Raw genomic sequence first — 13,823 nt, forward strand, 5'->3', positions numbered from 1 at the left:
GTGCTGGGTCCGTTGAGTGTTCGATCTCACAGTCGCGTCCGTGGCCTGGCTCACAGCGTGATATGCCTGGTGAAACCGGGGAACGGGCGCTGCTACGCTGCTTGTCGTAAGACATCCTTTAACGGACCGTCCGGTGAGGCGGGGAAGGAGGTCGGCGTGGCTGTGCCCGAAGAGCGGGCCGTCAAGTCCGGCGCTGGCGAGACATCGCAGCGACACACCCCGGAGTGGGTGGCGGCGGGGCGGGAGCTGTTGTCGGCTTCCGATGTCGGCCGGACTATCGCGCGCATCGCGCACCAGATCATCGAGAAGACCGCGGTGGACGCGGGCGAGCCGGAACCGCCGCGTGTGGTGCTTATCGGCATTCCCACCCGGGGCACCACGCTGGCGGCGCGGCTGACCGACAAGATCGAGGAGTTCTCCGGCGTCCGCCCGGCCCTCGGCTCCCTTGACATCACCCTCTACCGCGACGACCTGCGCAGCCGGCCGCACCGGCCCCTGGAGCGCACCTCCGTGCCCGAGGGGGGCATCGAGGACGCGTTGGTCGTCCTGGTCGATGACGTCCTGTTCTCCGGTCGCACCGTCCGATCCGCGCTCGATGGCCTGCGCGATCTCGGCCGCCCGCGTGGCGTGCAGCTCGCGGTGCTGATCGATCGGGGCCACCGTGAGCTGCCGATCCGCGCCGACTACGTCGGCAAGAACGTGCCGACCAACCGATCTGAGGACATCTCGGTGCTGCTCACCGAGCACGACGGTCGCGACGGCGTCTACCTGCACCAAGAGGAGGCGTAGATGGGCCGCACACGGGAAGCCTCGCCCCGCCTGGTCGACGCGGTGACGGCCATGGGGGTCCGGGCGTGAGGCATCTGCTGACCGTCGCCGGCCTCGATCGCGCCGCCGCGACCGAACTGCTCGACGAAGCCGAACGGTTCGAACAGGCGCTGCTCGGCCGCGAGGTGCGCAAGTTACCCACGCTGCGCGGGCGCACCGTGATGACGGTCTTTTACGAGAACTCCACCCGCACCCGGGTCTCGTTCGAGGTCGCCGGCAAGTGGATGAGCGCGGATGTGATCAACGTCAGCGCGAGCAGTTCCTCGGTCTCCAAGGGCGAATCGCTGCGTGACACCGCGCTGACGCTGCACGCCGCGGGCGCAGACGCGCTGATCGTGCGGCATCCGGCCTCCGGCGCGGCGCACCAGATCGCGCGCTGGTTGGACGAGTGGGCGGTCTCGGAAGGCCGCGCCTCCGGTCCGGCCGTCGTCAACGCGGGCGATGGTACCCACGAGCACCCCACCCAGGCACTGCTGGACGCGCTCACCCTCCGGCAGCGGCTGGGTGACATCGAGGGCAAGCGGGTCGTCATTGTCGGCGATATCCTGCACAGCCGGGTCGCCAGGTCCAACGTCTTCCTGCTGGCCACGCTCGGAGCCGAGGTAGTGCTTGTCGCGCCGCGCACACTGCTGCCGGTCGGCGTCGAGACCTGGCCTGCCCGCGTATCGCACAGTCTGGACGCCGAGCTGATCGGCGCCGACGCGGTGCTGATGCTTCGGGTGCAGGCCGAGCGGATGAATGGCGGGTTCTTCCCGTCTGCCCGCGAATACTCGATCAGCTACGGGCTGTCCGAACGCAGGTCGGCCCTGCTGGACGACCACGCCGTCGTGCTGCACCCCGGTCCGATGCTGCGCGGCATGGAGATCGCGTCCTCGGTCGCGGATTCCCCGAAAGCCGCGGTGCTGCAACAGGTCACGAATGGAGTGCACATGCGCATGGCCGTCCTCTTCCGCCTGCTCATCGGGACACAGGAGGCCCTCGTATGAGCGCGCGAGCAATGAGCATGACCGAGAACAGCGCGGCGCTGATCAAGGGTGCGCTGCTGTACGGCGAGGGCGAGCCGGTCGACGTGCTCGTCGCCGACGGCGAGATCCGCCAGATCGGCACGGATCTCGGGATCGTGGACGCCGAGGTCATCGACGCGCGGGGACAGATTCTCCTGCCCGGCTTCGTCGACCTGCACACCCACCTGCGCGAGCCGGGCCGGGAAGACACCGAGACCATCGAGTCCGGTTCCGCCGCCGCCGCGCTCGGCGGGTACACGGCGGTGTTCGCGATGGCCAACACCAGCCCGGTCGCCGACTCGGTGGTCGTCACCGATCACGTGTGGCGACGAGGCAAAGAGGTCGGCCTGGTCGACGTGTACCCGGTCGGCGCGGTCACCGTCGGGCTCGAGGGCAAGCAGCTCGCCGAGATGGGCACCATGGCGGCGGGTATCGGGGCGGTGCGCATGTTCTCCGACGACGGCCATTGCGTCTACGACCCGCTGATCATGCGCCGCGCCCTGGAGTACGCGAACTCGCTCGGCGTGCTCATTGCCCAGCACGCGGAGGAGCCGAGGCTGACCAAGGGCGCTGTCGCGCACGAGGGCCCCACCGCTGCCCGGCTCGGGCTGGCGGGCTGGCCGCGCGCGGCCGAGGAGTCGATCGTCGCACGGGATGCGCTGCTGGCTCGCGACGCGCGTGCGCGGGTGCACATCTGCCACGCCTCCACCGCGGGCACGGTCGAATTGGTCAAATGGGCGAAGTCCCAGGGTATTTCGATCACCGCCGAAGTCACCCCGCACCATCTGCTGTTGGACGACTCGCGGCTGGAGACCTACGACGCGGTGAACAAGGTCAACCCGCCGCTGCGCGAGGCCTCAGACGCTGCCGCGCTGCGGCAGGCGCTGGCCGATGGGATCATCGACTGCGTCGCCACCGACCACGCCCCACACGCCGAACAGGACAAGTGCTGCGAGTTCGCCGCAGCCCGCCCCGGCATGCTCGGCTTGGAGACCGCGTTGTCGATCATCGTGCGAACCATGGTCGAGCCGGGGCTGCTGGATTGGCGCGGCGTCGCGCGGGTGATGAGCGAGCGTCCCGCCGAGATCGTCGGCCTCGACGAGCACGGCAGGCCGCTCGAGGTCGGCGAGCCGGCCAACCTCACGCTGGTCGACCCGAACGCCACCTGGACGGTGCGCGCGGCCGAGCTCGCCAGCATCTCGAACAACACGCCGTTCGAAGCGATGACGTTTCCGGCCCGAGTCACCACGACGTTGTTGCGGGGCCGGGTGACCGCGCGCGAAGGCAAAGCGGTGGGGAACCGTGCGGAGGCGTAGATGAGCGATCATGGCGCACCCTCTTACCGAAGCCGACCGGGCGCGGGTATCTGGCAGGACACCGCGGCGCGAGCGATGGGCCCGGAGGTGGTAGCGGAGTGTGACCACGCAGGGCACCGGGAGCGCCGCAGATCGAGCACCGCGGCGCGAGCGATGGCCGCGGAGGTGGTAGCGGAGTGTGACCACGTAGGGCACCGGGACCGCTGCAGATCGAGCACAGGAGGTCCGTGAGTGGAAAGAACGCTGTGGGTGGTCGGCCTTCTGGCACTGTTCGTCGTCTGCCTCTGGCTGATGTATCGGGGCTGGCAGAACCGGGCGGCTCGTCAGGTGGCGCGCATCGGTGAACTTCCCGCCGTACCCGCTGAACTTGGCGCTCAGGTGCTGGAGCCGACCACCGGACTCTATCTCGGCAGCACTGTCGCACCCAGCTGGCAGGACCGGATCACGGTGGGCGACTTGGGTTTCCGGGCCATAGCGGAACTCACGCGGTTCGAACGGGGGATTCTGCTCGAACGCGACGGCGCGATGGTGCTGTGGATTCCGCAGGAGTCCATCACGGCCGTGCGCACCGAACGCGGCCACGCAGGCAAGGTGATGACGCAAGATGGTGTGCTGGTCATTCGCTGGAAGCTGCCCACTGGGACCGAGATCGATACCGGTTTCCGAGGCGACGACAAGTCGGTCTACCCGGCTTGGACGCAGCATTCGACGGCGGATCAGACCAGGACGATGACGGGAGATGACGAGGGATGACAGGTGAAGCAGCGCTCGTGCTGGAGGACGGCCGGGTGTTCCGCGGCCGAGCCTACGGCGCCGTGGGCCAGACGCTCGGTGAGGCGGTGTTCTGCACCGCGATGACCGGGTATCAGGAAACTTTGACCGACCCGTCCTATCACCGCCAGATCGTGGTGGCCGCCGCGCCGCAGATCGGCAACACCGGCTGGAATGACGAGGACGACGAGTCTTCGAAGATCTGGGTGGCCGGATACGCTGTGCGCGATCCGGCGCGGCGCGCCTCCAACTGGCGGGCCACCACCACCCTCCCGGACGAGCTGGAGCGTCAGCATGTCGTCGGCATCGCGGGCATCGACACCCGTGCGCTTGTGCGCCACCTGCGCAGCCGCGGCTCGATGAAGGCAGGCATCTTCTCCGGGGACGCGCTCTCCGCCGCCGACGAGCTGCTGGCCAGGGTCAACGGCCAGCCCTCGATGCTGGGCGCCGATCTGGCGGGCGAGGTGAGCACCGACGCGCTGTACACCATCGAGCCGGATGGCGAGCACCGCCGCACGGTTGTCGCGGTCGACCTCGGCATCAAGACCAATACCCCGCGCATGTTCGCCCAGCGCGGTATGCGGGTGCATGTGGTGTCGTCGAACACGCCGCTGGATCAGCTTCTCGAGCTGGAGCCCGACGGCATATTCCTCTCCAACGGCCCTGGCGATCCGGCCACCGCCGACGGCGCGGTTGCGCTGACCCGCGGAGTGCTGGAGCGGGGAATTCCACTGTTCGGCATCTGCTTCGGCAACCAGATCCTCGGCCGCGCGCTCGGCCGAAGCACCTACAAAATGAAGTTCGGCCACCGCGGCATCAACATCCCGGTGGTCGAGCACGAGACCGGCCGGATCTCGATCACCGCGCAGAACCACGGGTTCGCGCTGGAGGGCGAGCAGGGCGAGCGGTTCGACACCCCGTTCGGCACGGCCGAGGTGAGCCACGTCTGCGCCAACGACGGCACGGTCGAAGGCGTCCGGCTGGTCGACGGCCGCGCGTTCTCCGTGCAGTACCACCCGGAGGCCGCCGCCGGGCCCCACGACGCCGCATATCTGTTCGACCGTTTCGCCGGTCTCATGGAAGGAGCCTGATGCCTCGTCGCGAGGATCTCGAGCACATCCTGGTGATCGGCTCTGGCCCGATCGTCATCGGCCAGGCGTGCGAATTCGACTACTCCGGCACCCAGGCGTGCCGGGTGCTGCGGGCCGAAGGCCTACGCGTGTCGCTGGTGAACTCCAATCCGGCGACCATCATGACCGACCCGGAGTTCGCCGATTCCACCTACGTGGAGCCGATCACGCCGGAGTTCGTCGAGAAGGTCCTGGAAAGAGAGAAGGCTAAAGGAGCTCCGATTGATGCTCTTCTCGCCACCCTCGGCGGACAGACCGCGCTGAACACCGCGGTTGCGCTGCACGAGCGCGGCGTGCTCGCGAAGTACGGCGTCGAGCTGATCGGCGCCGACTTCGAGGCCATCCAGCGCGGTGAGGACCGGCAGAAGTTCAAGGACATCGTCGCCAAGGTCGGCGGCGAGAGCGCACGCTCGCGGGTTTGCTTCACGATGGACGAGGTCCGCGAGACGGTCGCCGATCTCGGCTTTCCCGTCGTGGTGCGCCCGTCGTTCACCATGGGCGGCCTCGGCTCCGGCATGGCATACAACGACGAGGACCTCGACCGCATCGCGGGCGGCGGCCTCGCCGCCTCGCCGACGGCGAACGTACTCATCGAGGAGTCCATCCTCGGTTGGAAGGAATACGAGCTCGAGCTGATGCGTGACGGCCGTGACAACGTCGTGGTGGTCTGTTCGATCGAGAACGTGGACCCGATGGGCGTGCACACCGGTGACTCGGTCACCGTCGCCCCGGCCATGACGCTCACTGATCGCGAGTACCAGAAGCTGCGCGACCTCGGCATCGCCATCCTGCGCGAGGTCGGCGTCGACACCGGCGGCTGCAATATCCAGTTCGCGGTGGACCCGCGCGACGGCCGTCTGATCGTCATCGAGATGAATCCGCGCGTCTCGCGTTCGTCCGCGCTGGCGTCCAAGGCAACCGGCTTCCCGATCGCCAAGATCGCCGCCAAGCTGGCCATCGGCTACACACTCGACGAGATCGTCAACGACATCACCAAGGAAACCCCGGCCTGCTTCGAGCCGACCCTGGACTACGTGGTCGTCAAAGCGCCGCGGTTCGCGTTCGAGAAGTTCCCTGGCGCGGACCCCACCCTCACCACCACCATGAAGTCGGTCGGTGAGGCGATGTCGCTCGGTCGCAACTTCTCCGAGGCACTGGGTAAGGTGCTGCGCTCGCTGGAAACCAAGGCCGCGGGCTTCTGGACGCAAGAGGATGGAAGGTGGGCTCCGTCCGAAGGCGGCGACCCGCAAGCGGTTGCCTCGGCCGTCGAGGCCATCCTGGCGGATCTGCGCACCCCGACCGAGGGCCGTATCTACCAGGTCGAGCGGGCGCTGCGCCTCGGCGCGAGCATCGAGGACGTGGCCGCCGCCTCGGGCATCGACCCCTGGTTCGTGGCGGAAGTGGCCGGTCTGGTCGAGCTGCGCCAGGAGGTCATCGACGCACCGGTGTTGGACGAGCCGCTGCTGCGGCGAGCCAAGCACTACGGCCTGTCCGACCGTCAGCTGGCCGCGCTGCGGCCCGAGCTGGCCGGGGAGACCGGTGTGCGTGCGCTGCGGCACCGGCTCGGCGTGCGCCCGGTCTTCAAGACCGTCGACACTTGCGCCGCCGAGTTCGAGGCCAAGACCCCGTATCACTATTCGGCCTACGAGCTCGATCCCGCGGCGGAGTCCGAGGTCGCGCCGCAGCGCGACCGTGACAAGGTGATCATCCTCGGCTCCGGCCCGAATCGGATCGGCCAGGGCATCGAGTTCGACTACTCGTGCGTGCACGCGGCGCAGACGCTGTCACAGGCCGGGTACGAGACCGTGATGGTCAACTGCAACCCGGAGACCGTCTCCACCGACTACGACACCGCCGACCGCCTCTATTTCGAGCCGCTGACTTTCGAGGACGTGCTCGAGGTCTACCACGCCGAGACCGAGTCCGGCCGGGTCGCGGGCGTCATCGTGCAGCTCGGCGGGCAGACTCCGCTGGGTCTGGCGCACCGGTTGACCGAGGCGGGCGTTCCGGTGGTCGGCACCAGCGCGGCCGCCATCGACTTGGCCGAGGACCGCGGCGAGTTCGGCGAGGTGCTCGTCGCGGCCGGGTTGCCCGCGCCCAAGTACGGCACGGCGACCACCTTCGCGCAGGCTGAGAAGATCGCCGCGAAGATCGGCTACCCGGTGCTGGTTCGCCCGTCCTACGTGCTCGGCGGACGCGGCATGGAGATCGTCTACGACGAGGAGTCTTTGGAGGGCTACATCTCGCGCGCCACCGAGGTCAGCCCGGAGCATCCGGTGCTGGTCGACCGGTTCCTCGAGGACGCGATCGAGATCGACGTCGACGCGTTGTGCGACGGCGAGGATGTCTACCTCGGCGGTGTGATGGAGCACATCGAGGAGGCGGGCATCCACTCCGGCGACTCCGCCTGCGCGCTGCCGCCGATCACCTTGGGCCGCAGCGATATCGAGGCGGTGCGTCGCTCCACGGTCGCGCTGGCCAAGGGCATCGGTGTCAAGGGCCTGCTCAACGTGCAGTACGCGCTCAAGGACGACGTGCTCTACGTGTTGGAGGCCAATCCGCGTGCCAGCCGGACCGTTCCGTTCGTGTCCAAAGCCACCGCGGTGCCGCTTGCCAAGGCCGCCGCTCGGATCATGCTCGGGGCCACCATCGCCGAGTTGCGCAAAGAGGGCATGCTGCCGAGCGAGGGCGATGGCGGACACGTCGCGCTGGACGCCCCGGTGGCGGTGAAGGAGGCGGTGCTGCCGTTCCATCGGTTCCCTCGTGCCGACGGCTCCGGCGTTGATTCGCTGCTGTCCCCGGAGATGAAGTCCACCGGCGAGGTGATGGGCATCGACGCGGACTTCGGCACCGCCTTCGCCAAGAGCCAGACCGCCGCCTACGGCTCGCTGCCGACCGAAGGCACCGTGTTCGTCTCGATCGCCAATCGGGACAAGCGCGCGATGGTCTTCCCGGTGAAGCGCCTCCACGACCTCGGCTTCCGCATCCTCGCCACCGAGGGAACGGCCGAGATGTTGCGCCGCAACGGCATTCCGTGCCAGCGAGTGCGCAAGCACTCCGAGGAAGGACCCGCGGACGAGCCGACGATCGTGGAGCAGATCCGTGACGGTGAGATCGACATGGTGTTCAACACCCCCTATGGCAACTCGGGGCCGCGCGTGGACGGCTACGAAATCCGTACCGCCGCCGTTGGGGTGAACATTCCGTGCATCACCACAGTGCAGGGCGCGGCGGCCGCGGTGCAGGGCATCGAGGCCGGCATCAACGGCGGTATCGGGGTGCGCTCACTGCAGGAACTGCACTCGGTGCTGCGTGGGTGAGTCGCCGACGCAGGACGGAGCAGACGGGATGAAGAGCTTCGGCAGCCGGTTGCGGCACGCGATGCGGCATTCAGGCCCGGTGTGCGTCGGCATCGACCCGCATCCGGAACTGCTGCGGTCCTGGGGGCTGACCGGGGACGTGGAGGGGCTCGAACGGTTCGCCGAGATCTGCGTCGAGGCCTTCGACGGCCTGGCCGCGCTGATCAAGCCGCAGGTCGCGTTCTTCGAGGCCTACGGTTCCGGCGGAATCGCCGTGCTCGAGCGCACCATCGATGTGCTGCGCGCCTCGGGGACCCTGGTGCTCGCCGACGCCAAGCGCGGCGACATCGGCTCCACCATGGACGCCTACGCGCGCACCTGGCTGGGCAACGGTCCGCTCGGGTCGGACGCCCTGACGGTCTCGCCGTATCTCGGATTCGGTTCGCTGGCACCGGCTTTGGCGCTCGCCGAGAACAACCACCGTGGTGTCTTCGTACTCGCGGCAACCTCGAATCCAGAAGGGGCGCAGGTGCAGCGGGCGGTCACGGCGGAAGGCCGCACCATCGCTCAGACGATGGTCGACGAGGCCGCGGTCCGTAATGCGGGTGCGGAGTTCGGATCGGTGGGCGTGGTAGTCGGCGCCACGCTGACCGAGGCACCGGACCTTTCCGTGCTCAACGGCCCGATCCTCATGCCGGGCGTCGGCGCCCAGGGCGGGGGTCCAGAAACCATTCGTGACCTGGTCCCCCCGCCGATGCTGCGGGCTGTGGTCCCGAACGTCTCGCGCGAGGTTCTGCGCGACGGACCGACCGTCCCGGCACTGCGTGCCAGATTGTGCGCGGTCCAGGACGCGTTCGCGTTCCTGCAGAAGTGACATCGAGGGCCGGCGCGTAGGCGCGGCCCCTGGGGGTGCCCGGCAATCGCGAGTGCGGAGGCACCCACGCATGTACCCATGCCGTGGGCTATACGCCATTCTGGGCCCATTTGAGGCCGGAGTGCGCCCCCGGGGGCGCCGATCGCCCTATGGCGACGCGGCGTCGCGTGTACGGCACCGAATTCACCGAATCGCGGCGCGCATCGCACAGTGTGACGCCCGACACGCGGTGAGAAGTCGCGACACGCGGAAAATTTCGAGAAAGTTCCTGGTAGGGCGCCTGGCCGGTTGCTGGCGCGCCGCGCCGCGCCGTCGCAACCCTCCAGCAAACCAGTCGGTTTGTTGAAAAAGCCCTGCTAGCGGGTTATTTCGTGGGTTCCGCGGCCTGATCCGGGCGGTGGCAGAGGCGGGATGTGCGGGGTACCGTACACGCGTCTACGTCATCCGGAATCATGCGCTGACCTGGGGGGTGGGTTCGCAATCGGCGGACGTCGTGGGTACGGTCGCTGAGACTGCACGGGTTACCGGCAGGAGTTGATGCAATGAACGATGAGACGGAGGAACCGTGGCCCTTCCCCAGCTGACTGACGAGCAGCGCGCCGCTGCTTTGGAGAAGGCGGCTGCCGCTCGCCGCGCTCGGGCGGAGCTCAAGGAGCGCTTGAAGCGTGGCGGCACCAACCTGAAGCAGGTCCTCACCGACGCCGAGACTGATGAGATCCTCGGCAAGATGAAGGTGTCGGCGCTGCTGGAGGCCCTGCCCAAGGTGGGCAAGGTCAAGGCGGCGGAAATCATGAGCGAGCTGGAGATCGCTTCCACCCGGCGGCTGCGCGGACTGGGAGATCGGCAGCGTAAGGCGCTGCTGGCCCGGTTCGACTTCGACGCCTGACATCAGGGTGGTCGAACACACGCAGAAGGGTCGGCTGGTTGTACTGGTCGGCCCCTCGGCCGTGGGCAAGTCCACTGTGGTCCGTTGTGTCCGCGAGCGACTGCCCCACCTGGTCTTCAGCGTGTCGGCAACGACCCGGGCCCCCCGGCCCGGGGAGGTCGACGGCCTCGACTACCGGTTCGTGACCCGGGCTGAGTTCGACGCGATGATCGCGGCGGGCGAACTGCTCGAGTGGGCGGACATTCACGGCGGGCTGCAGCGTTCGGGCACCCCGGCCGGTCCGGTGCGCTCCGCCTTGGCGGAGGGCCTTCCGGTACTGGTCGAGGTGGATCTCGAGGGCGCGCGGTCGGTGCGCCGGGCAATCCCCGAGGCGATTCTGGTGTTCCTCGCCCCACCGAGCTGGGACGAGCTGGTGGCCCGGCTGCGGTCGCGCGGCACCGAATCCCCCGAGGTGATCGAGCGTCGGCTGGAGACCGCCAGGACCGAATTGGCAGCCTGTGACGAGTTCGACATCGTCATCGTGAACGACGAGGTGACCAGCGCCTGTGAGCAGTTGGTATCGTTGTTCGTTAGCACGAATTCGAGTTCGTGACCCCCACCTTGCGCATGAGTGATCAGGGCCCGGAGTAGGCAGCTTGCGTAACCACGCAGGGCCCCCCGCTCGTGCGACATCCGAAACAGCAGGAGCCTCCCTAGTGAGCAGTACGGACATCAAGACCGCGCCCGCCTACGACACGCCGGTCGGCCTCACCAACCCGCCGATCGATGAGCTGCTGGAGCGCACCTCGTCCAAGTACGCCCTGGTCATCTACGCGGCCAAGCGGGCCCGCCAGATCAACGACTACTACAACCAGCTCGGCGACGGCATCCTCGAGTATGTCGGCCCGCTGGTCGAGCCGGGACTGCAGGAGAAGCCGCTGTCGGTAGCGATGCGGGAAATCCACTCCGACTTGCTCGAGCACTCCGAAGGCGAGTGAGCGAACCGGGTTCGCGGTAACCACAACTAGGCCGGAGGCGTAGTGACCACACGGATCGTCGTCGGCGTCGGCGGAGGGATCGCCGCGTACAAGGCATGCGCACTGGTCCGGCGGTTCACCGAGACCGGACATCAGGTTCGGGTGATCCCCACCGAGTCGGCGCTACAGTTCGTCGGCAAGGCGACCTTCGAGGCGCTGTCCGGGAACCCCGTGCACACCGGCGTGTTCACGGACGTGCCCGAGGTTCCGCATGTTCGGCTGGGCCAGGAGGCGGACCTCGTGGTCATCGCACCGGCAACCGCCGACCTCATGGCGCGCGCCGCGTCCGGCCGCGCCGACGACCTGCTGACCGCCACATTGCTGACGGCCCGATGTCCGATCCTGTTCGCGCCCGCGATGCACACCGAGATGTGGGAGCATCCAGCCACCGTCGCCAATGTCGCGGCGCTGCGCGCCCACGGTGCGATCGTCATGGAGCCCGCGGCGGGCAGGCTCACCGGCGCCGACACCGGTCCGGGACGGCTGCCCGAGCCCGAGGAGATCTTCGGCCTCGCGTCGCTGCTCAGGGAGCGCGCCGACGCGATCCCGCGCGATTTGGAGGGCCGCAGGGTTGTCATCACGGCAGGTGGCACCAGGGAACCGCTGGATCCGGTGCGTTTCCTCGGCAATCGCAGCTCCGGTAAGCAGGGCTACGCGCTCGCCCGAGTGGCGGCACAGCGTGGCGCCCAGGTGACACTGATCGCGGGCAACACGATCGAGATGGCCGCTCCCGCCGCTGTCGACTTGGTGCACATCACCACGGCCGAGCAGCTGAAGATCGCCGTCGACAAGCACGCAGTCGGTGCCGACGCGGTGATCATGGCCGCCGCGGTGGCCGACTTCCGGCCGACCAACGTGGCCGCCGCCAAGATCAAGAAGGGGGCGGGCGAGCCCGACGTCATCAAGCTGACCAAGACCGACGACATCCTCGCCGGGCTGGTGCAGGCGCGGCGCGACGGGCGGTTACCCGGCACGGCGATCGTCGGCTTCGCCGCCGAGACCGGTGACGAGCAGGGCGATGTCCTCACCCACGCGCGGGCAAAGCTCGCCCGCAAGGGGTGCGACCTGCTGGTGGTCAACGCGGTCGGCGAGGGTAAGGCGTTCGAGGTGGACACCAACGACGGGTGGCTGCTCGGCGCGGACGGCACCGAGCAGGCGCTCGATCACGGCTCGAAGGCGTTGCTTGCGAGCCGGGTGCTCGACGCGCTGAGTGCGTTGTTGCGCTGAGCCACCTGGGTGCCTGCCATGATCGCCAGCTGATCGGTTGGTTCTTCGCGGCCCCGTAGTGTCGTCATCGTGGTGGAGACACTGTGTTTTCAGCCGCCTGGGTTATGGCGTGGCAACGGGCCCGCCGTGTCGGTGATTTGGAATAGTCTGAAATGTAAGGGTTGCGCGGTAGCGACATCGCGTTACTGTCGCAAGCCGATACGAGCAACCCGTTGAGGGAGAGGGAAGAACTGTGCGCACGTCCGGCAGCCGGCTTTTTACCAGTGAGTCCGTGACCGAAGGTCATCCGGACAAAATCTGTGATGCCATCAGTGATTCCATCCTCGACGCGTTGCTGGCGGAAGACCCGCGCAGCCGGGTCGCGGTGGAAACGCTCGTGACGACCGGTCAAGTACATGTCGCGGGTGAGGTCACCACGTCGGCTTACGCGGATATCCCGCGAATTGTCCGGGAAAAAGTGCTGGAAATCGGATACGACTCGTCCGCAAAGGGTTTCGACGGCAATTCTTGCGGTGTGAATATCGCGATCGGCGCGCAATCGCCGGATATCGCGCAGGGCGTCGACACCTCGCACGAAGCGCGTGTCGGCGGCTCCGACGACGAGATCGAGCGGCAGGGTGCGGGCGATCAGGGCCTGATGTTCGGCTTTGCCACCATCGACACCCCTGAGCTGATGCCGCTGCCGATCGCACTGGCGCACCGGCTGTCGCGCAGGCTCACCGAGGTCCGCAAGTCCGGCGTGCTGCCATACCTGCGTCCCGACGGCAAGACCCAAGTCACCATCGAATACGACGGCGACCGCCCGATCCGCCTCGACACGGTCGTCATCTCCACCCAGCACGCCGCCGACATCGACCTGGACAATCTGCTCGCGCCCGACATCCGCGAGAAGGTCGTCGACGCGGTGCTGGCCGACCTGGAACTGCCCACACCCCTGGACACCTCCGACATCCGCCTGCTGGTCAACCCGACCGGCAAGTTCGTGCTCGGCGGCCCGATGGGCGACGCGGGCCTGACCGGCCGCAAGATCATCGTGGACACCTACGGCGGCATGGCACGTCACGGTGGCGGCGCGTTCTCCGGCAAGGACCCGTCGAAGGTGGACCGCTCCGCCGCGTATGCCATGCGCTGGGTCGCGAAGAACGTCGTCGCAGCCGAACTGGCCGAGCGTGTGGAGGTCCAGGTGGCATACGCGATCGGCAAGGCAGCACCGGTGGGTCTGTTCGTGGAGACCTTCGGCACCGAGAAGGTCGATCCGCTGCGCATCTCGACGGCGATCACCGAGGTGTTCGACCTGCGCCCCGGCGCGATCATCCGCGACCTCGACCTGCTGCGCCCCATCTATGCGCCGACCGCCGCGTACGGCCACTTCGGCCGTACCGACGTCGACCTTCCGTGGGAGCACACCGACCGCGCCGACAAGCTGCGCGCGGCCGTCGGCCTGTAACCCGACCGGGTCCGAGTGAACGAAC

At 68.0% G+C, this 13,823-nt stretch carries 12 protein-coding genes; all 12 read left to right on the forward strand.

All coding sequences use genetic code 11. The features are described from left to right. Nucleotides 1-156 precede the first annotated feature (156 nt). The 12 genes from pyrR (at nt 157) to metK (ending at nt 13,798) form a co-directional block, all read left to right on the forward strand. Nucleotides 157-789: a bifunctional pyr operon transcriptional regulator/uracil phosphoribosyltransferase PyrR gene (gene pyrR, locus AB0H00_RS05670; RefSeq protein ID WP_357261333.1), complete on the forward strand. Its 633-nt coding sequence runs from the start codon at nt 157-159 to the stop codon at nt 787-789. Nucleotides 790-854: 65 nt separating this feature from the next. Next, nucleotides 855-1,814 carry an aspartate carbamoyltransferase catalytic subunit gene (locus AB0H00_RS05675; protein ID WP_357261336.1) on the forward strand — a complete coding sequence of 320 codons (960 nt, stop codon included), beginning with the start codon at nt 855-857 and terminating at the stop codon, nt 1,812-1,814. 17 nt (nt 1,815-1,831) lie between these two features. Continuing rightward, nucleotides 1,832-3,148, forward strand: coding sequence for a dihydroorotase (locus AB0H00_RS05680; RefSeq protein ID WP_357262396.1), 1,317 nt, complete (start codon nt 1,832-1,834; stop codon nt 3,146-3,148). A gap of 231 nt (nt 3,149-3,379) precedes the next feature. Further along, the gene (locus AB0H00_RS05685) at nt 3,380-3,901 is read left to right on the forward strand and encodes a transporter (RefSeq protein ID WP_357261339.1); all 522 of its coding nucleotides are present in this window, start codon (nt 3,380-3,382) and stop codon (nt 3,899-3,901) included. Continuing rightward, a complete protein-coding gene (gene carA, locus AB0H00_RS05690) occupies nt 3,898-5,010 on the forward strand; it encodes a glutamine-hydrolyzing carbamoyl-phosphate synthase small subunit (RefSeq protein WP_357261342.1) in 1,113 nt (370 codons plus the stop codon). The genes AB0H00_RS05685 and carA overlap by 4 nt, the downstream gene beginning before the upstream one ends. Then, on the forward strand, nt 5,010-8,369 hold the full coding sequence (gene carB, locus AB0H00_RS05695; protein WP_357261345.1) for a carbamoyl-phosphate synthase large subunit: 3,360 nt from the start codon (nt 5,010-5,012) through the stop codon (nt 8,367-8,369). The genes carA and carB overlap by 1 nt, the downstream gene beginning before the upstream one ends. A 28-nt stretch (nt 8,370-8,397) precedes the next feature. Beyond that, entirely contained in the window at nt 8,398-9,222 is an 825-nt protein-coding gene (gene pyrF, locus AB0H00_RS05700) for an orotidine-5'-phosphate decarboxylase (RefSeq protein WP_357261348.1), read from the forward strand. Nucleotides 9,223-9,787: 565 nt separating this feature from the next. Continuing rightward, entirely contained in the window at nt 9,788-10,108 is a 321-nt protein-coding gene (gene mihF, locus AB0H00_RS05705; RefSeq protein ID WP_357261351.1) for an integration host factor, actinobacterial type, read from the forward strand. Nucleotides 10,109-10,115: 7 nt separating this feature from the next. After that, nucleotides 10,116-10,700, forward strand: a complete 585-nt coding sequence (gmk, locus tag AB0H00_RS05710) for a guanylate kinase (RefSeq protein WP_357261354.1) — start codon at nt 10,116-10,118, stop codon at nt 10,698-10,700. A gap of 103 nt (nt 10,701-10,803) precedes the next feature. Beyond that, nucleotides 10,804-11,085: a DNA-directed RNA polymerase subunit omega gene (rpoZ, locus tag AB0H00_RS05715; RefSeq protein ID WP_357261357.1), complete on the forward strand. Its 282-nt coding sequence runs from the start codon at nt 10,804-10,806 to the stop codon at nt 11,083-11,085. A gap of 42 nt (nt 11,086-11,127) precedes the next feature. Next, on the forward strand, nt 11,128-12,351 hold the full coding sequence (coaBC, locus tag AB0H00_RS05720; protein ID WP_357261360.1) for a bifunctional phosphopantothenoylcysteine decarboxylase/phosphopantothenate--cysteine ligase CoaBC: 1,224 nt from the start codon (nt 11,128-11,130) through the stop codon (nt 12,349-12,351). Between the two features lie 232 nt (nt 12,352-12,583). Then, nucleotides 12,584-13,798 (forward strand): methionine adenosyltransferase, encoded by a 1,215-nt coding sequence (gene metK, locus AB0H00_RS05725; protein WP_357261363.1) that lies wholly within the window; start codon nt 12,584-12,586, stop codon nt 13,796-13,798. Nucleotides 13,799-13,823: the final 25 nt, after the last annotated feature.

It is taken from the genome of Nocardia sp. NPDC023852 (assembly GCF_040639505.1).
Taxonomy (GTDB): domain Bacteria; phylum Actinomycetota; class Actinomycetes; order Mycobacteriales; family Mycobacteriaceae; genus Nocardia.